This is a genomic window from bacterium (assembly GCA_023228325.1).
GTDB lineage: Bacteria > Auribacterota > UBA6266 > UBA6266 > UBA6266 > UBA6266.
In genome coordinates, this window is sequence record JALOBK010000001.1 from 1,087,516 (window position 1) to 1,103,949 (window position 16,434).

At 44.5% G+C, this 16,434-nt stretch carries 21 protein-coding genes; 19 read left to right on the forward strand and 2 right to left on the reverse strand.

The genetic code is table 11. The features are described from left to right. Window positions 1–4: 4 nt before the first annotated feature. The 5 genes from M0R36_05235 to purN all read left to right on the forward strand — a co-directional run bounded on the left by M0R36_05235 (window position 5) and on the right by purN (window position 3,907). Window positions 5–727, forward strand: a complete 723-nt coding sequence (locus tag M0R36_05235; GenBank protein ID MCK9555200.1) for a TonB family protein — start codon at window positions 5–7, stop codon at window positions 725–727. A 39-nt stretch (window positions 728–766) separates the two neighbouring features. After that, the gene (tolB, locus tag M0R36_05240; GenBank protein MCK9555201.1) at window positions 767–2,035 is read left to right on the forward strand and encodes a Tol-Pal system beta propeller repeat protein TolB; all 1,269 of its coding nucleotides are present in this window, start codon (window positions 767–769) and stop codon (window positions 2,033–2,035) included. 98 nt (window positions 2,036–2,133) lie between these two features. Next, window positions 2,134–2,667, forward strand: a complete 534-nt coding sequence (pal, locus tag M0R36_05245; GenBank protein ID MCK9555202.1) for a peptidoglycan-associated lipoprotein Pal — start codon at window positions 2,134–2,136, stop codon at window positions 2,665–2,667. 21 nt (window positions 2,668–2,688) lie between these two features. Next, complete coding sequence (locus tag M0R36_05250) at window positions 2,689–3,282, forward strand: LysM peptidoglycan-binding domain-containing protein (protein ID MCK9555203.1); 594 nt, start codon at window positions 2,689–2,691, stop codon at window positions 3,280–3,282. Between the two features lie 13 nt (window positions 3,283–3,295). Beyond that, window positions 3,296–3,907, forward strand: coding sequence for a phosphoribosylglycinamide formyltransferase (purN, locus tag M0R36_05255; GenBank protein MCK9555204.1), 612 nt, complete (start codon window positions 3,296–3,298; stop codon window positions 3,905–3,907). Here the strand turns inward: purN and M0R36_05260 are convergent. Continuing rightward, the gene (locus tag M0R36_05260; protein MCK9555205.1) at window positions 3,894–5,237 is read right to left on the reverse strand and encodes a Mur ligase domain-containing protein; all 1,344 of its coding nucleotides are present in this window, start codon (window positions 5,235–5,237) and stop codon (window positions 3,894–3,896) included. The two genes, purN and M0R36_05260, sit on opposite strands and share 14 nt — an antisense overlap. Continuing rightward, a complete protein-coding gene (locus M0R36_05265) occupies window positions 5,237–5,794 on the reverse strand; it encodes a hypothetical protein (GenBank protein MCK9555206.1) in 558 nt (185 codons plus the stop codon). Before M0R36_05265 ends, M0R36_05260 begins: the two co-directional genes overlap by 1 nt. Window positions 5,795–5,929: 135 nt before the next feature. On the opposite strand from M0R36_05265, the gene M0R36_05270 reads away from it, so the two are divergent. From M0R36_05270 to M0R36_05335, 14 genes are all read left to right on the forward strand, one after another. Next, a complete protein-coding gene (locus M0R36_05270) occupies window positions 5,930–6,400 on the forward strand; it encodes a TIGR00725 family protein (protein MCK9555207.1) in 471 nt (156 codons plus the stop codon). Between the two features lie 7 nt (window positions 6,401–6,407). Beyond that, a complete protein-coding gene (locus M0R36_05275; protein ID MCK9555208.1) occupies window positions 6,408–6,707 on the forward strand; it encodes a hypothetical protein in 300 nt (99 codons plus the stop codon). Continuing rightward, window positions 6,685–7,704 carry a hypothetical protein gene (locus tag M0R36_05280; protein ID MCK9555209.1) on the forward strand — a complete coding sequence of 340 codons (1,020 nt, stop codon included), beginning with the start codon at window positions 6,685–6,687 and terminating at the stop codon, window positions 7,702–7,704. The genes M0R36_05275 and M0R36_05280 overlap by 23 nt, the downstream gene beginning before the upstream one ends. Before the next feature lie 25 nt (window positions 7,705–7,729). After that, window positions 7,730–8,338, forward strand: coding sequence for a MotA/TolQ/ExbB proton channel family protein (locus M0R36_05285; GenBank protein ID MCK9555210.1), 609 nt, complete (start codon window positions 7,730–7,732; stop codon window positions 8,336–8,338). Between the two features lie 5 nt (window positions 8,339–8,343). Next, window positions 8,344–8,784 carry a biopolymer transporter ExbD gene (locus M0R36_05290; GenBank protein MCK9555211.1) on the forward strand — a complete coding sequence of 147 codons (441 nt, stop codon included), beginning with the start codon at window positions 8,344–8,346 and terminating at the stop codon, window positions 8,782–8,784. 19 nt (window positions 8,785–8,803) lie between these two features. Further along, on the forward strand, window positions 8,804–8,959 hold the full coding sequence (locus tag M0R36_05295) for a hypothetical protein (GenBank protein MCK9555212.1): 156 nt from the start codon (window positions 8,804–8,806) through the stop codon (window positions 8,957–8,959). 32 nt (window positions 8,960–8,991) lie between these two features. After that, window positions 8,992–11,001: an adenylate/guanylate cyclase domain-containing protein gene (locus M0R36_05300; GenBank protein MCK9555213.1), complete on the forward strand. Its 2,010-nt coding sequence runs from the start codon at window positions 8,992–8,994 to the stop codon at window positions 10,999–11,001. Continuing rightward, window positions 10,998–11,246 (forward strand): membrane protein insertion efficiency factor YidD, encoded by a 249-nt coding sequence (yidD, locus tag M0R36_05305; protein ID MCK9555214.1) that lies wholly within the window; start codon window positions 10,998–11,000, stop codon window positions 11,244–11,246. Before M0R36_05300 ends, yidD begins: the two co-directional genes overlap by 4 nt. A 154-nt stretch (window positions 11,247–11,400) precedes the next feature. Further along, window positions 11,401–11,760: a sulfite exporter TauE/SafE family protein gene (locus M0R36_05310; GenBank protein ID MCK9555215.1), complete on the forward strand. Its 360-nt coding sequence runs from the start codon at window positions 11,401–11,403 to the stop codon at window positions 11,758–11,760. 89 nt (window positions 11,761–11,849) lie between these two features. Beyond that, on the forward strand, window positions 11,850–12,485 hold the full coding sequence (locus M0R36_05315; GenBank protein MCK9555216.1) for a nitroreductase family protein: 636 nt from the start codon (window positions 11,850–11,852) through the stop codon (window positions 12,483–12,485). Between the two features lie 139 nt (window positions 12,486–12,624). Continuing rightward, window positions 12,625–13,356, forward strand: coding sequence for a type II secretion system GspH family protein (locus M0R36_05320; protein ID MCK9555217.1), 732 nt, complete (start codon window positions 12,625–12,627; stop codon window positions 13,354–13,356). 98 nt (window positions 13,357–13,454) lie between these two features. Further along, window positions 13,455–14,447, forward strand: coding sequence for a CPBP family intramembrane metalloprotease (locus M0R36_05325; protein MCK9555218.1), 993 nt, complete (start codon window positions 13,455–13,457; stop codon window positions 14,445–14,447). A 20-nt stretch (window positions 14,448–14,467) separates the two neighbouring features. Continuing rightward, entirely contained in the window at window positions 14,468–15,529 is a 1,062-nt protein-coding gene (gene mtnA / locus M0R36_05330; GenBank protein ID MCK9555219.1) for an S-methyl-5-thioribose-1-phosphate isomerase, read from the forward strand. Then, window positions 15,516–16,433, forward strand: coding sequence for a thiamine-phosphate kinase (locus M0R36_05335; GenBank protein MCK9555220.1), 918 nt, complete (start codon window positions 15,516–15,518; stop codon window positions 16,431–16,433). Before mtnA ends, M0R36_05335 begins: the two co-directional genes overlap by 14 nt. Window position 16,434 lies beyond the last annotated feature (1 nt).

Genomic DNA, 16,434 nt, shown 5'->3' on the forward strand with positions numbered 1-16,434 from the left:
AAATATGTATAAAAATTTGAAAAATTTCAGGTTTTCCCCTCATTGGATTTTTTCCATCGGCGTACATATATTTATATTCCTGACGCTGCTGGTCTTTTCGGCGGCTTCGTTTAAACGGTATTATCCCGCAAAGGTTCATCATGTAACTCTTATTAAAGACATCCCGTCATTAAAGAAAACCGAGCCTGCGGAAACAAAGAAAATTGAACCGAAAAATATTCAGAAGAAAGAAATTGTTAAACCGGTTCCCCCAAAACCGAAAACGGAAGATACCGTAAAAAAAAATATATATTCGGCAAAGAAAGCCGAAATAAAGCCCAAACCCGAAAAAGCAAGGGAGTCTTTAAGGGAAAAACTCCGGAAAGAGCTTTCCTCCGCGGAGACAAAACCGTCCGAAGCGGAGAAAGCCAGGACTTCGGCCGTTATTGAACCGGATAATTTCCCTTACACATGGTATGACAGCCTGATAATGAGTAAAATAAGCGGTAAATGGGAGCAGCCGAGCGCGGCGTTGCTTCAAAAAGATTCCCTGTTTGCGGTAGTTTCTTTTAAGATAATGAAGGACGGGACAATTTCCGGGCTCGAGTTGAAGAAAAAGTCGGGATATCCGTCTCTTGATAAGTCTGTGATGAGCGCGGTTTCCGATTCTGTTCCGTTTCCCCCTTTGCCGGCTGAATTTGCCGAGGGGTTTCGCAGCGTAAACATCAGATTTGAGTTGACGAAGTAAGATTATTATTTCTATATGTGAAGGACAATGGAGGCGGTGATGTCAAAAACCTTAGGCTGGGTGTTGCTGGCTTGTTTTCTTTTTTCATGTGTTAAAACCGCGGAAACCGCGGGAGTATATCTTCAGATAAGAAAACAGGCGGGGGAGAAAATTAAAATCGCCTTACCGGAAACAGGATCTGCCCCAAACAGCAAAATCGTCAAAACAGTGTCTTCCGACCTTGAGCTTTCCGGTTATGCTGATATAATAAACAGGGAGTTTTCGAACGATACGTATAAGTCTGGGAAGCTGAATTTTCCCGAATGGGGCAGGGCCGGCACGGAAGTGCTTGTGACTATTGAAACGACGGAATCCGGAGAGAATGTAACCGCCGAGGCCAGAATGTTTATTGTCGCGGAAGGGAAAAATATTTTTGCCAAAAGATATCAGGGCCCGTCCAGCCGGCTGGACGGCATTTCCCATGCTGTCTCATCCGATATCCTTAAAACTCTTACAGGCGAAAAAGGTATTTCAACCACGCGAATAGCTTTTGTTTCCAACAGGACGGGAATAAAAAAAATATATATAATGGACTATGACGGAAAAAACTGGAGAAAAATCAGCGGTGATAATTGCCTTGAATTATCGCCCGGGTGGTCCCCTGACGGGGATAATCTCATATATACATCATACAGGCTTGGTTATCCTGATGTGTATATGCAGAATCTGACAAGCGGCGCGCGCAGAAAATTAGCCGCTTTTGCCGGTCTTAACGCGTTCGCCTCCTTTTCGCCGGACGGGAGCGGCATTGCGCTTGTTTTGAGCAAAGACGGCAACCCGGAATTGTATGTAATGAAGGTTGACGGTTCTTCGCTTAAAAGGATGACGAAAACCAGAGCGGCGGAAAGCTCTCCCTGCTGGTCGCCGGACGGGAAAAAAATCGCTTTTGTTTCTGACAGGAGCGGAGGCCCCCAGGTATATTCGATAAATGCTTCCGGAGGGGAATTTGAAAGGATGACCCTGAGCGGTTCATATAATACATCTCCCTGCTGGTCGCCGGACGGGAAATGGATAGCATTTTCGTCCAAATTGAACGGGAGGTTCCAAATCTGCCTTTCGGATGTTAAAACCAAAGAGATAATACGCGTGTCGGACGGGCGATTTGATGATGATGACCCGTCCTGGGCTCCGGACAGCAGGCATATTGTTTTCAAAAGAACGAAAAATTATCTTTCGGATTTATATGTTGTTGACATAGCCGATGGTAAATTAGTACAAATAACCAGCGACAGGTTTGATGAAGAATTTCCGGCCTGGTCGCCGGAATAAAACAGTTTAATAGATAAGTAGTCCGGCAGTAAAAAGAATAAAATGTAAAAATAGTCGAAGCTGCCGGACTATTAAACTAAAATCGGGGAGGTAAAGAAATGAAAAAGGGAAATGGCGTGCTGATATATCTGGTTCTGGGTATTTTTGTTGTAACCTGTTTTGGTTGCGCCGGAAAGAAAAAATCTTCCAGAGACGCTCTGCTTGCCGCAGAAAGAGATGCGGCTTTGAGTTTTGAAGATATTGCTTTGACCGACGCGCCCGACATGAGCAGGTTTAAAGAGCCTTCCCCGACATTGAAAAATGTTTTTAAGGATGTTTATTTCCAGTATGACAGCTCCGTAATACAGGAAGACCAGCGGAATACGCTTGAAAACATCGCTTCCTGGATGAAAAATCATCCGAGAGCCGCGATACTGGTCGAAGGCCATTGCGATGAGCGCGGTTCGAACGAGTATAACCTTGCTCTTGGAGAACAAAGAGCGTTAGGGGTGCGCAGATACATGGTTACTTTAGGGGTGTCTTCAAGCCGTATGCATACAGTATCATATGGGGAAGAAAAACCCGCGGTTTCCGGGCATGATGAGGAAGCATGGAAATTTAACAGAAGGGCTCATTTCCTTCTTGCCGAATAAAATCCGCTTTTACGGGGGACAATGAAACGTTTTAACCTGTTAAGAGTTTTTATCTTATGCCTGTTTTGTATGGCAGGTTTTCCCGGTGTATATACGGACGCCGCCAGAAATTCTTTGACTGCGGAGGAAGTTCAGGCAAGGCTTGGAGAAGAAATAGGTTCGATAAACAGGAAGATAATAAACTTAGAGGAAATCATCGGCCTTTTAAATGAAAGGGCGGATATTTCAGCGGCCAAAAGTTCAGATTCGGAAACCGGACTTAAAGATTCCCTGAAAAAGATTGCTGATGAAGTTATTGCGTTGAAAAAAGAAGTAGAAAAGCTCAACCTTCTGTATTCGGGCCTCGAAAAAGAGCTGGATGACAAAATCAATGCTGTTATAGATGAAGTGGCGTCCGAAAATGAAGAGATAAGAAAGGAAATAAAAGCGATAAAAACAGCGAAAGGGTTTCGGGCCGGTTCAACAGGAGATGCGCATATTGTTAAAAGCGGAGAAACACTTTCGGCTATCGCCAAATTATACGGGGTCACGATAGTATCTTTAATGGAAGCAAATAACATGGATGACCCCAATATGATAAAAATAGGGGACGAATTGATAATCCCCGGACAATAATTCCGGAGTTGTTATGAAAATAGGGGTTTTAGGCTCAGGAAAAGGATCAAATTTCCAGGCAATTGTTGATGCTGTCAAAAACGGGAAGCTCAAAGGCGTGGAAATCGCGGTTGTTATAAGCGACGTGAAGGATGCTTATATACTGAAAAGGGCCCGGGAAAACAATATTAAGGCGTTCTATATAGATGCCGCTCCCTATAAAACCAAACTGGACGGCGAGGCTGAAAAAAAATATATAAACCGCCTTCGGGATAACGGTGTTGAATTAGTGGTGCTCGCGGGTTTTATGAGAATGGTCAAGGGCGCCATTCTCGAAGCTTTTCCCGGAAAAATAATCAATGTCCATCCGGCTTTGCTTCCTTCTTTTCCCGGTTTGGAGTCATGGAAACAGGCGGTTGAATACGGGGTGAAAGTCAGCGGCTGCACGGTTCATTTTGTGGATCGGGGAATGGATACAGGACCGATTATTGAACAGGCTGTTGTGCATCTGGAAGATGGCGATACCCCTGAAAGCCTGCACAGAAAAATACAGGATGAGGAACATAAAGCGCTTCCTCACGCAATCAGCCTTATAAGAGACGGCAGAATACGGTTCGACGGAAGGAAAACAGTCATTTCCCGATGAATTCCGCCATGGCGTCCGCAATTTCCGTAAGAGATGAATCTCTGGCTCCCATTATTACTATGGCGGTCGGTTTCCCGGAAGTTTTTATTTTAGAAAATATATTTTTTCTTGTTGCCGCCGCGCACTTGACCCCTTTGCCGGATATCTCCTTTGCCAGATCATCCGATGATACATTTTTCGATACGGTGCCGCCCGAATAATATATGGGCAGAATATACAATTCGTCTGTTTTTCTGAGATTGGAGCAAAAAGCAGATACCAGTTCTCTGAACAGAAGTTTTGTGGGGCCGTATCCGTGCGGCTGAAAAATCACGACCAGTTTTTCATAATAAGGGGTAAGGCTCTTGATGGAATGCTTTATTTTATCGGGGTTATGCGCAAAATCATCGTAAATGTCCGTGTTTTTTGCGGAGCCGATTTTTTCAAGCCGCCTCTTTATGCCGGGAAAAGAAGGGATGACATCGGCGCAGTCTTCCGCCGGGATTCCGTATAATTCGGCTGTTTTCAATGCCGCAAGCGTGTTTAAAATATTATGCTCTCCCGGGATATTAATCATTATCGGGATGCCTTTATATTCGATAAGCGATCCGTTCCTGCTTTTTTTTATGGTTTTATAATCTGAAGGGTTGTCGAATATGACTTTGCGCAGGTTTTTCCCTTCGATGGTTATATTTACCGAAGAGGAGTGCACCAAATCTTTTTTTATATTCGATGAAAAACTTTCAAATTGCTGAAGAAGCTCGGCCATTTCCATATGATCGTTGGATATATTGAGGATAATGCCTGTTTCGGGGCTGTAATTGGTTAAAGAACCGTCGCTTTCGTCTGCTTCCAGTATCAGCAGGGGATAACTGCCCGAATGGTACTGCGTTCCCCCGGACAGCCTTGCCCCGGAGATGAAAGATACATCCTTTCCCCGTTTTTTCATTATGTGAAAAAGTATTCCCGCTGTTGTGGATTTTCCGCTTGTTCCCGCTACTGCTATTGAAGGAATGGACGAACTCAGCATCGCGAGCATCTCCGCCCTGTGGACAAGCTGGATTTTATTGTCTTTTGCCTGTTTGAAATCCGGAACGGAATATTCGACTGCCTGTGAATAAACAGCCATATCATAATACGGTTTTTTTGAAGCAAAACTCCCGTCCTGGGGGAAAAGTTCGACGCCTTTCTCCAGAAGTTCTTTTTTTGTATCTCCCGCCTGATTCTTATCGAACAGCCTGTCCGAACCCGAGATATAATTCCCTCTTTCTTTTAAGAAACAGGCCAGCGGAAACATGCCGCTTCCCGCGATGCCGATAAAATGGATTTTTTTATTCTTGAGCGTGCGCATTAATTGAAACCGGCGGCTTCTTTTGCCCTGTTAATCAATTCTTCGCCCGGATTAAATCCTTTTGGAAAAAAATCCATTACATAGTTTTGGGGGTTTCCCATGAAGATTATCGCGTACTTGAATTGCACAGTGTCATCATAGAAGAAATATGCGGTAAAGGTATGGATCCCGTTAAAAGTGAAGCCCGTGACATAACTTGACCTGTAATCGGGTTTTTTTGAGATTTTAAAGGCGCCGACGATTCTTTCTATGCTGTCGATAAGAACGGCTTTTGAAGAGCCGCAGTCAACGCCGTCTTTTGTTTTTATTTTGAAGTCTATGACCAACGCCCTGACCTTCTGCGAATTAAACCCGCCGACGGAGGGCCATTTAAGCCCCGGGAAACTGGTCTGCTTTTTTATGGATTTGATTTGGATTGTTTTATTCTCCGATGTACCGTTCGGGGAAGAAGAGAGTTGGGAGCTTTTTTTCAGTTTATCCAGGTTGGAAGCCCCGGCGTTTAAGTATCCGGCCAAAGCCGCTAAAGCGACAAACCATAAAACAGATATCTTTCTCACCGCCGCACACCTTTCATCGCAATCAAATTTATAATAGATATTAAACAAAAAACAGAGGCTTTGTTAAGTGTTAATTTTAATTTGTGATATAATTTCAGGTTAAGCCGGTTTTTTGTGCCGGATTGGAGATATACTTTGAGAATAGGCGTAATAGGAGGCTCGTCCTGCAGCGGTGAGGATGCCGCGCTTGCCGGGGAAACAGGCCGGATTATCGCTTTGCAAAAACATATATTGATATGCGGCGGTATGGGCGGCGTTATGGAAGCGGCGTGCGAAGGGGCATTCAAAAACGGCGGGATAACGGTCGGAATACTTCCCGGCGAAGACAAAAAAGGTTCTAACAAATACCTGACAGTGGCGCTTCCTACGGGAATAGGCGCGGCGAGAAATATATTTGTAGTGAAAATGTGCGATGCCCTTATAGCTATAGGCGGCTGGTACGGGACATTATCGGAAATAGCGTTTGCATTGAACATCGGCAGGCCTGTGGTCGGTCTTAATACATGGAAGTGCAGTATTAAAGGCAGAGAGGCGGATCTGATAACGGCGGTAGCGCCCGGTGAAGCTGTTGAAAAAGCCGTAAAAGCAGTTTCAGGGCCGCGCTGATAAAATTATGAGAGCCGCAGCCGATATTTATATTTGCGACGGGTGCTTGAAAGAGATCCGGAAAGGCGATTTAAGGTATTGCGTTAAAATCGAAGGTGTCTGCGCTCCCGATTGTGTTCAACAGGAAAACAGCGCGGATATAAAGGAAGAAATAAATAGTTTGATTGAGCAGATGAAGGATATGCCGGAACAGGAGCTGGTCAGGCAGGTGTATTCGGAACGGTATTATGATTTATGCCCGGGATGCTATAAAACTTTTTTTGACGGTCCGCTGAGAAGCATAAATGAGAAAAATAATAATAGATGACTGGCAGTATTTTGAAGAGGAAAACAGAGTTGAGAAAATATTTGTTTTCTCAATAATTTTTTCTGTTTTTCTGCATGTGCTGCTGCTTGTCACGGCTTCCAGGTATATGGGCTTTTTATTCAACGTGTCTTTGCCTGAACCCGCGGAAAAATCCGTGACATTTAATCTTATCGAAGAGAAACCCATAAAGGAAATACCTTTTCTCGATACGCCGGATACTGTTTCGGAAGAACCCCCCGACATTCCGGAGGCGATATCGGATAAGTCTTCAAAAGCATCTGACCTGCTGAGTTCCGACGCGGGAAAAACCCCCAGGCCTTTCAGCAAAGGAAAGTCGGAACATATGGGCAAAGAAAGGGATTTCACGAATATTGCCGCTAAAACCGAGGCGCTGTCGCCGGAGGCAGATGAAAAAAAATCCGCAAAAGAAGCACCCGTTACCGATAAAAGGATTAAAACGGCTACGGCGGAGGGATTGGTTACTGTTCCCGTTCAGGAAAAGGTGACTGCAAGCTCGCAGAAAGAGGAAAATGCCCAGCGGCAGAAGCCGGAGGTCAAACAGGTAACCCTGAAAACAGCCGATGTTCCGATACCGAGAGTTTCGAGAAGACTTGAGGATACGATAGACGAGCCGATTTCGGACAGGAAATCGAACGCGGAAATTTTCAATGAGATAGAGTACAATGTGAAATCGGATATCATAGGTCCTTATGTGAAAGAGGTTAAAAAGAGGATACAAAAACACTGGTATTATTATGTTTATAAAGATAAAATGAATGTCGATCCGGGAGATACCATAATCATTTTTAAGATAATGCCGGACGGCGAACTCAAGGAGTTGACTTTAATCGGGCATAAGGGCAGGGAGATTGACGCCAGGTACGGGCTTTTAGCCATAGAAAAAGCGGCCCCGTTTCCGGGAATGGAAGAAGAAGTGGCAGGCGCCCTGAGGTCTGACGGTCTTTGGATGACATTTGAGTTTTCATACGGATGGTAGATAAAATTTTACGGAGATTTTGACGATGAACTTTTTAGAACTTCTTGTCAGAGGCGGAACAACGATGGTTTTTCTCGTGCTTTGTTCTGTGGTTTCGGTCGGGGTTATTATCGAGAGGCTGTGGTTCCTGAGGAAAGACCGTGTTATACCTAAACGGATCGTGGATATTTTTGACAATATAGATAATATTGCCGAACACCCGGAAGATGTGATAGAGAAATGTGAAAAGGTTTCCAGCCCCCTGTCCAATGTTCTTAAGACGGGGCTTCTTAACAGGGGCCTTTCCAAAGCCGATAATGTTGAGGCGATTAAACTTGCCGGCAGGACCGAAATGAAGCTTCTGGAAAAGCACCTCACTCTTCTGGAAGTTATAGGCGTTATATCTCCTCTGCTCGGGCTTTTGGGGACAGTGATAGGGATGGTGGAAATCTTCAGTGTTATTTCGCATATGGGCGTTGGGCAGGCGGCCGCATTATCGGCGGGGATATCCAAAGCTCTTATAACAACGGTCGTCGGCCTGATTATTGCCATACCGAGCATAGTTGCCTACGGATATTTTGACAGAAAAGTTGACGCGCTTGTCCTCGATATGGAAAAACATTCCGCGCAGATGATTCACAGCCTTTACCATTAAAAATTATGCAATTCGGCGAAAGAAAAAAACGCAAGGTTATAGTTAACATCACATCTCTCATAGATGTGATGTTTCTTCTGCTCATATTTTTTGCGGTGACGTCGACATTTCTTGAGCATCCCGGTCTTACAATTGAGCTTCCTACGGCGAAAAGTTCGGATATTGTAGAGACAAAGGAAATAATTGTGATTGTCACAAAGGACGGGAAAATACTGGTGAATGATATCGAAGTCGAAACAGGCGACTTTGAAAAGCAGCTTAAAAAGGTTTTTGATAATTCAAAGGAGCCTACGATGATCTTGAAAGCGGATAAGGATGTATCGTATGGGTTAATCATAGAATTAATGGATTCAGCCAAGAGAATCGGGTTAAAAAAGGTTGTGGCGTTTACAAAGATCGACCTTCAATCCGGCCCGGCTCCTTCGGAAAAATTAAAACCGTTTTAACAGTTTCCTGTTGCCGGAAATGAAAATGATAAAAAACCCCTGTTTTTTTATTGGCGGCTGTAACGGCGGCCGGCGCGGAAGAAGGTATGAAAATTGCGGAACGCGCGGGCTTGGAGTGTCATATAATTATAGAATATCAAAACAGGTTATCGGAAAAACGATCGAAGGGCTTTAATATTTTCAGCGATTGTACGCCGGACGTGAAATATGAATGTAAAACATCCTCATAATCTTATTGCTGTTGCGGGTATGCTTATTACCGCGGTTGTGCTTCTTATGTATTGTTCCAGTACGGAAGAAGCGCTTTTTAAGAGGATAGAAAACCAGTTTATTGATTTAAAGTACAGGCTGCGCGGGCCGAGAGACCCCGGTGAAGACATATGTATTGTCGTTATCGACGAAAAAAGCGTTACCAGGCTGGGAAGGTGGCCGTGGAAACGCTCTGTTATCGGCAAGGTAATTGAATTGGTGAAAAAAGACGGCGCCGTGGTTGTGGGTCTGGATATACTTTATACCGAACCCGCGACTAAAATGGACAAAATAGATGTGCTGAATGCCATCCGGAGTCTGAAACAGGAAGACCAGGAACAGGAAGCGAATAAATCATTTTTTGACGCTATCCTTGACGAGGATGCCTATCTGAGCGGTGTTATAGCGGAATGCGGCAATGTGATATTGCCGGTGTATTTTTCCATGGAGGGGCAAAGAGCTCTTTGCCGGGATTATTTAAGGGGAAATGAACTTTCGGCGCTGCAGAAGTTTTCTTATAAGGAATTCGGAGCCTGGGAGAACGGGGAAAAATATCCTCCTGTAATGGCTCCGGGCCTGGCAAAAACAATTCCGGCGATAGAGAAATCAGTCGCCGGCGAGGGATTTGTCAATGTCCTGACTGATTCCGACGGATGTCTGAGATGGGAAATAATGGCCATAAAGTACGAGGATTCGGTTTATATGCCCCTTGGGATGCAGGTTGCGGCAAAATTCAAAAACCTGAAAATAGAAGATATAAAGCTTAACTTCAGCGAAAGTATCGTCTTCGGCGATGTAAATATACCTGTAGACAAGAAGAACAGGATGCTTATCAATTATTACGGGGGGAACGAGACATTCAGGTATTACTCTTTCTTTGATGTTTATATAGGAGCTTTCCAGAGAGGTTCGTTTAAAGATAAGATAGTGTTGTTCGGGGCGGTTGATCCGGGTATAGGGGATGATTACGTCACTCCTCTTTCGCGGGTGCTTCCGGGGGTTGAAAAACATGCGAATGTCATAGCGAATATTTTAAATGATGATTTTCTCAGGAAGCCCCGGAACAGCGATATTATCACCGGTATTCTTATAGTATTGTTCGGATTTTCCATTTCTATGGCGGGGCGAAAACTGTCTGTTGCCCAATTAACGCTTTTTCCTGTTGTTATAGTCATTGTCTTTCTTTTTGCTTCCCAGGTGTTTTTTACAAGGTTCAATATATTAGTGGAAGCGGTCTATCCCCTGCTTTCTCTCTTTTTGACTTACGGTGTTGTTATTGTAATGACTCTTTATTCCGAGAACAGGGAAAAGAAGAGGATCAGGAAAGTATTCGGCCAGTATGCTTCCAGGGAACTTGTCAAAGAGATTCTGGCGGACCCGTCAAAACTGAAACTCGGCGGCGAAAAAAGGTTTTTGACAGTTATGTTTTCGGATGTAGCTAATTTTACCCCTCTTTGTGAGAATATGGAGCCCGAGAAAATAGTGTCCATCTTGAATGTTTATTTGTCAAAAATGGCCGAGGTTATTTATAAGAACGGCGGCATTGTGGATAAATTTCTCGGCGACGGAATAATGTGTGTTTTCGGCGCTCCGGTTTATAAGGACGATCATGCGATAAGAGCTTGCAGGACAGCGCTTGATATGATTGAAAAAGTTAAGGGAATAAATGAATTCTGGAAAAAAGAGACCGGTAAGGACATCCATATAAGAGTAGGGATTAATTCCGGGGATATGGTCGTGGGCAATCTGGGTTCTCTTGAAATAATGGATTATACCGAAGTGGGAGATAATGTAAATCTTGCGGCTAGGCTGGAAGCTACAAATAAAGAATACGGGACGTCCATTATAATAAGCAAAAACACATATGATGTTGTAAAAGATCAGGTCGAGGTGAGAGAGCTCGGCGCCGTGAAGGTTAAAGGGAAAGAAAAAGAAATCGAGATTTACGAATTAAAGGCCGTCAAATGAAGGCGGTCAGGGGGTTATTAAACAGGTTGTCAAAACGGTTTTCCCGTCTTTTGATTTTTTTAATAAAACTTTATCAGAAAACCTTCAGGTATTTTCCCGGAAGATGCAGGTATTACCCTTCGTGTTCCGAGTATATGATAGAGGCGATTGAAAAGAAAGGGATCCTTAAGGGTGTTTTACTCGGGCTTTTCAGGATAATAAGGTGCAATCCGTTTTCGCCGGGGGGGTATGACCCCGTAAAGTGATGCGGCATAGGGGGCCTTTTTAAAAATATTATGTTCAAAGAAGTTTTATTTATTTCATCCGCCGGTATATGTTATAGCAAGGCGATGATGAGTAGCGGCGGCGGGGACTGATTATAGTAAAAAGTAATTCTTCGGTTAAAATAAGGAGGGGGAAGTGCTGAATTTATTTTTGTATATGACAATCGGGGTTTTTGCGGGGGTTGTCAGCGGTTTAATTGGTATCGGCGGCGGAATTATCATTGTGCCCTGTCTTATTTATATTTTCGGCTTTTCGCAGCATGCGGCGCAGGGGACTACTCTGGCGATGCTGATTCCGCCCATAGGCATACTTGCGGCTCTGACTTATTACAGGCAGGGGCATGTTGATTTTCTGGTCGCGGGATTGCTGTGTTTGGGTTTTATCTTAGGCGGTTATCTCGGGGCTAAATTTGCTGTCGGCCTTCCGGAGGTCATTTTACGCAAAATTTTTGGCGTGTGCCTGTTAATTGTCGCCGGCTATATGATTATCAAATAATTTTCGGGCGATGGGATTTACGCTATCGGCCGCCTGGCGGCAGGACCGATAGCAGATAAGTGTATTCTGACGCTTAAGCGGGAGGTGATATGACGGATATTTTTGAAATCATGAAAAGCAGGAGAAGCGTAAGAACTTTTCGCGGCGATGATGTTCCCGACAGCGATATCAGAAAAATCATTGAATATGCCGTAACGGCGCCCAGCGGGTCTAACCAGCAGCCATGGAGATTTGTGGTTGTCAGGGACCGGGCATTGAAAAATTCAATGGCCGGATGCGTAAACAGAAAAATCAGCGCTGTAAAAGGGAACATAAAATCGGCGAAAGCGGAAGAACATTTTAAGGGATACCTGCAATATCTTACATTTTTTCAGGATGCGCCGGCTGTTATTTGTGTTCTGACGCGGCCGCTCCGCTCTGTATTTGAAAATATCCTGCATAAATATATGCCTGAAGAAGAGAAAGAAGAGCAGTTTTTTGTAGACGCTTCTATCCAGAGTGTTTCCGCCGCCGTTCAAAATCTTCTTTTGGCCGCGCATGCGATGGGTTACGGAACATGCTGGATGACAGGGCCCATTATAGCCCAGAGAGAAATAGAGCAGATCCTCGGCATTGAAGAACCCTGGCATCTGACATCCGTTATTCCTCTGGGCAAACCCCGCGAGATACGCCCGGGGTATTTTTCCAGAAAACCCGTTGATGAAGTCCTGCTTTTTAAAAAATAAAATATATTTACAAAAAGAAAAGTTTTTGTTTAAATGTTAACCAGATATTTTCAATAGGTTGACATTTAAAGGCTGATTCTCTGCCGCGGATCATACCCCGTCGGGAGACCGTTGCGGGACAGAAAAGAGTTTTTCCGGTATGGACAAAGATAAATCCTTTTATAAAACAGGCGCCGATTTTAAAAACGGCGGGAAACCCTTTTCCCTGAAAGGGTTTACGCTTATTGAACTGCTTGTGGTTATGGCCGTAGTGTCTCTGCTTATTTCTTTTATCGCGCCGGCGCTTTCAAAAGCAAGGAACCATGCCCAGTTGTCGGTATGCATGTCCAACCTCCACCAGTTATATCTGGCTTTTTCCATGTATTTAAACGATTATGATGAAACATTTCCCGTCAACGGAGATCCTTATCTCTGGATGGGCCGGAATTGGAGAGAAGTTATTTCTCCCTACCTGTTAACCACGGTTGATTCGGAACGTCCGGATGTCCTTTTTTGCCCGGGAGATAAAGTCGCGAAGGAAAAGTGGGAGGGGACATCATACTCTTATTCATGCGCGTTTTACCACAGCCCGTCCCAGATAAACTCAATGTCTACGGAAGACACATATAGTAATGCGTCTCTGAGATGTTATCCCCAGAAGCTGGCCGCAGTAAGGTTTCCGGAAAATAAAATACTGCTCGGGGAATGGCTCAGCAACCATTATCCGGTTGAAGATGATAATGGATGGTGGTGCTGGAGCGGTTACAGAAATTTTCTGTTTGTATCGGGGCGGATTAAGTATTTAAAAGCTGAAGACATTATTCCGGCCGGAGACCTGCTTCCGAACCCGAACCTGACCGTTGACGGCATCAGCGGCAGGGATACACCTTAAGATTAAAACATTTGTTTCTTCAATTTTCATCCCGGGCACTGTATAATTACTGCACGTTATTTTCAACGGCTTAACCGTGAATCAGTTTCTGTGGGATTATGAAAAGAAAGGTACTGTTATTATTCCTGTTGTTTGTGCTGGTGTCTTCCTGTCCGGCTTATTCGCTGGAAATGGAAGATGAAGACCCTGTAACGTTTTCCATAGATAGAGCAAAACTTCAGGCTTATCTGCTCAATAAGGGGATAACATCCGAAATAGCCGGCTTTATGGCCTATTCTTTTCTTGTGCTGTTCCTGATGGTTTCCGGGACTGTTGTGTCGGCGTTATATTTTTTCTCGGGTATATACAGGAGGAACACGGTTCAGCTCGGGACTGTTCCATGGGGCATTTCTCTTTCAATGGCTCTTTTGCTCCTGCTTATTCTTTTTACACTGTTATTCCAGCTCCTTCTCGGCTCACTGCTGAAAAGCGGGTTTGTGAGCGAGATACCTTCAATGACTGTACAAATGCTTGTGAGCGAGTTAATCATTATTTTTGTCATAGGTGTTTTTTCGGTTATTGTTTATAAAAAATATTACTGGAAGCTGGCCGCGCTGTTTGAGACAAAGAAGATAAAAGAGAGCATTATGTATGGAGTATTGGCATACATAGGTTTTTATCCTTTATATATATTTTTAAGCAAAATAACCGCTGTGGTCGCCAGATATTTTGGTTTTCAGCTTAAAATACAGGCGGTTGTCTCCAGCATAAAAGATATAAAAAGCTTGTGGGAGCTTTTAAGTTACATCCTTTTTATAGTTTTTGTCGCGCCGATAATCGAAGAGATATTTTTCCGTGGTATATTATACAGGGGGTGCAAAAAATTTCTTGGCGTCGCAGGCGCTTCTTTATTGTCGGCATTTCTTTTTTCCGCCGTACATATGAATCTGCTGAGTTTTTTGCCTATATTCGGTTTAGGGCTGGCGTTTTGCCATGTTTATGAGAAAACCGGGTCTATATATTCTTCGATTATATTTCATGCGCTCCATAACGCGCTTAGCCTTGCGGGGGCGCTGCTTGTTTACAGGATGATAAACGTTATAGGCGGGTAAGAAGGCGGGGGGGAGCAAAAATGTCTATAGAAGCGGTCAGTTGGAGTAAGGGCAAGGTTAAGTTGATTGATCAGACCAAACTGCCGGGGGAATTAACGTATGTTGTGACGGATAACATAGATGTCCTGAGGGATTCAATAAAGAGGCTTGTGGTAAGAGGGGCCCCCGCGATAGGGATTGCCGGCGCGTTTGGCGTTGCTCTTGCCGCATTGAAAAGCAAGGCAAAAAATTGCGAAACGCTGAGAAAAGATGTTTTTAAAGCGGCGGATTACCTTGCGACTTCCAGGCCTACGGCCGTCAATCTGTTTTGGGCGTTGGAAAGGATGAAAAAAACAGCGCAGGCGGGGAAACTGAAAAACTGCGGAAAAATGAAACAGCTCTTGCTGCGGGAAGCCGTGCATATCCTTAATGATGATAAAATGAGGTGTTCCAGAATAGGGAAGAACGGGGAATCCCTTATAAAGGAAGGTATGGGAATTTTAACGCATTGCAATGCCGGCGCTTTAGCGACGGGAGGATCGGGAACCGCCCTATCCGTATTTTTTTCTGCAAAACGGAACGGTAAAAATTTCACTGTTTATGTTGATGAGACCAGGCCTCTTTTGCAGGGGGCAAGACTTACCACATGGGAGTTGCTGCATGAGGGGATAGATACGGTTTTAATCGCCGATAACATGGCCGCCCAGGTCATGAAAGAAGGGAAAATCGGCTTGGTTATTACGGGTTCGGACAGGATAGCTTTGAACGGTGACGCGGCAAACAAAATAGGGACTTACGGTATTGCGACTTTGGCGAGAGCCCACAGCATACCTTTTTACATCGCGGCGCCGATATCTACAATTGATTTTAATATAAAGACCGGCCGGGAAATTCCCATTGAACAGAGAGAAGCCGGCGAAATAACCAGTTGCGGGGGTAAAAAAACAGCGCCCGGAAATGTTAAGGTCTACAATCCCGCATTTGATGTAACGCCTTCATCTCTGATCGCGGGCATAATTACCGAAAAAGGGATGATTACGCCGCCTTACAAAAAGAAGATATTGATGCTGAGGGAAAAACAGGGGAGTTATGGCAGAAAGTGAATTTGGGTTGATAAGAAAGTTTGCCGTTTTGACACCGCGGGCCGGGAGATTAAAAGCGGGTATCGGAGATGATGCTGCCGTGATTAAATCCGGCAAAAAAGGGTTTTATGAGCTTTTTACATGCGATGCTCTTGTTGAGGGAGTCCATTTTACCGTTAAGGATAGATTATTTGAAGTCGGATATAAGTCAGTTGCCGTCAGCGTAAGTGATATAGCGGCAATGGGCGGCCTGCCTGCGGAAGCGGTTGTTGCGGTAGGTATTCCGGGACGTATTTCGGACAGGGACGCGATAAATATTTATAAGGGTATGCTTAAGGCGGCGGAAAAGTTCGGTCTTAACCTGGCCGGCGGCGATACGGTGAAAAGCAAAGAGCTTTTTATTTCGGTTGCAATGACCGGATTGGTTGAAAAGAATCGGCTTGTTCTGAGGAAAGGGGCGAAAACAGGTGATGCAATCATGGTGACCGGCAGGCTTGGCGGATCCCTTGAAAACAGGAAACATCTCCTGTTCCGGCCAAGGCTTTTTGAGGCAAGATACCTTACGAAAAGATTTGTCATCCATTCCATGATAGATGTTTCGGATGGGCTTGCCGGCGATTTAAGGCGGATCTGCGAGATGAGCGGTTGCGGCGCGGTGATATACCCTGATAAGGTGCCTGTATCCGGGGCGCTGAAGAAATACGGCAGACAAAAATCTTTTCAGAGAGCTGTAACTGACGGGGAAGATTTCGAATTGCTTTTTACGGTGCCCGCCGGATCGGCCGGAAGCATTGAAAACGGCATGAAAAAGTTTTTTAATCTGAAAGCCACCGAAATAGGCCGGATAATAAAAGGCAGCGATGTTATGGTGGAAAAGAATCAAAAAATAACGGCTTTGAACATGGACGGGTATAAACATTTTTAAT

Coding starts and splice junctions, on each gene's coding strand:
- M0R36_05235 (MCK9555200.1), top strand. CDS start 5: ATGTATAAAAATTTGAAAAATTTCAGGTTTTCCCCTCATTGGATTTTT.
- tolB (MCK9555201.1), top strand. CDS start 767: ATGTCAAAAACCTTAGGCTGGGTGTTGCTGGCTTGTTTTCTTTTTTCA.
- pal (MCK9555202.1), top strand. CDS start 2,134: ATGAAAAAGGGAAATGGCGTGCTGATATATCTGGTTCTGGGTATTTTT.
- M0R36_05250 (MCK9555203.1), top strand. CDS start 2,689: ATGAAACGTTTTAACCTGTTAAGAGTTTTTATCTTATGCCTGTTTTGT.
- purN (MCK9555204.1), top strand. CDS start 3,296: ATGAAAATAGGGGTTTTAGGCTCAGGAAAAGGATCAAATTTCCAGGCA.
- M0R36_05260 (MCK9555205.1), bottom strand. CDS start 5,237: ATGCGCACGCTCAAGAATAAAAAAATCCATTTTATCGGCATCGCGGGA.
- M0R36_05275 (MCK9555208.1), top strand. CDS start 6,408: ATGAGAGCCGCAGCCGATATTTATATTTGCGACGGGTGCTTGAAAGAG.
- M0R36_05280 (MCK9555209.1), top strand. CDS start 6,685: ATGAGAAAAATAATAATAGATGACTGGCAGTATTTTGAAGAGGAAAAC.
- M0R36_05285 (MCK9555210.1), top strand. CDS start 7,730: ATGAACTTTTTAGAACTTCTTGTCAGAGGCGGAACAACGATGGTTTTT.
- M0R36_05290 (MCK9555211.1), top strand. CDS start 8,344: ATGCAATTCGGCGAAAGAAAAAAACGCAAGGTTATAGTTAACATCACA.
- M0R36_05295 (MCK9555212.1), top strand. CDS start 8,804: ATGAAAATGATAAAAAACCCCTGTTTTTTTATTGGCGGCTGTAACGGC.
- M0R36_05300 (MCK9555213.1), top strand. CDS start 8,992: ATGAATGTAAAACATCCTCATAATCTTATTGCTGTTGCGGGTATGCTT.
- yidD (MCK9555214.1), top strand. CDS start 10,998: ATGAAGGCGGTCAGGGGGTTATTAAACAGGTTGTCAAAACGGTTTTCC.
- M0R36_05315 (MCK9555216.1), top strand. CDS start 11,850: ATGACGGATATTTTTGAAATCATGAAAAGCAGGAGAAGCGTAAGAACT.
- M0R36_05320 (MCK9555217.1), top strand. CDS start 12,625: ATGGACAAAGATAAATCCTTTTATAAAACAGGCGCCGATTTTAAAAAC.
- M0R36_05325 (MCK9555218.1), top strand. CDS start 13,455: ATGAAAAGAAAGGTACTGTTATTATTCCTGTTGTTTGTGCTGGTGTCT.
- mtnA (MCK9555219.1), top strand. CDS start 14,468: ATGTCTATAGAAGCGGTCAGTTGGAGTAAGGGCAAGGTTAAGTTGATT.
- M0R36_05335 (MCK9555220.1), top strand. CDS start 15,516: ATGGCAGAAAGTGAATTTGGGTTGATAAGAAAGTTTGCCGTTTTGACA.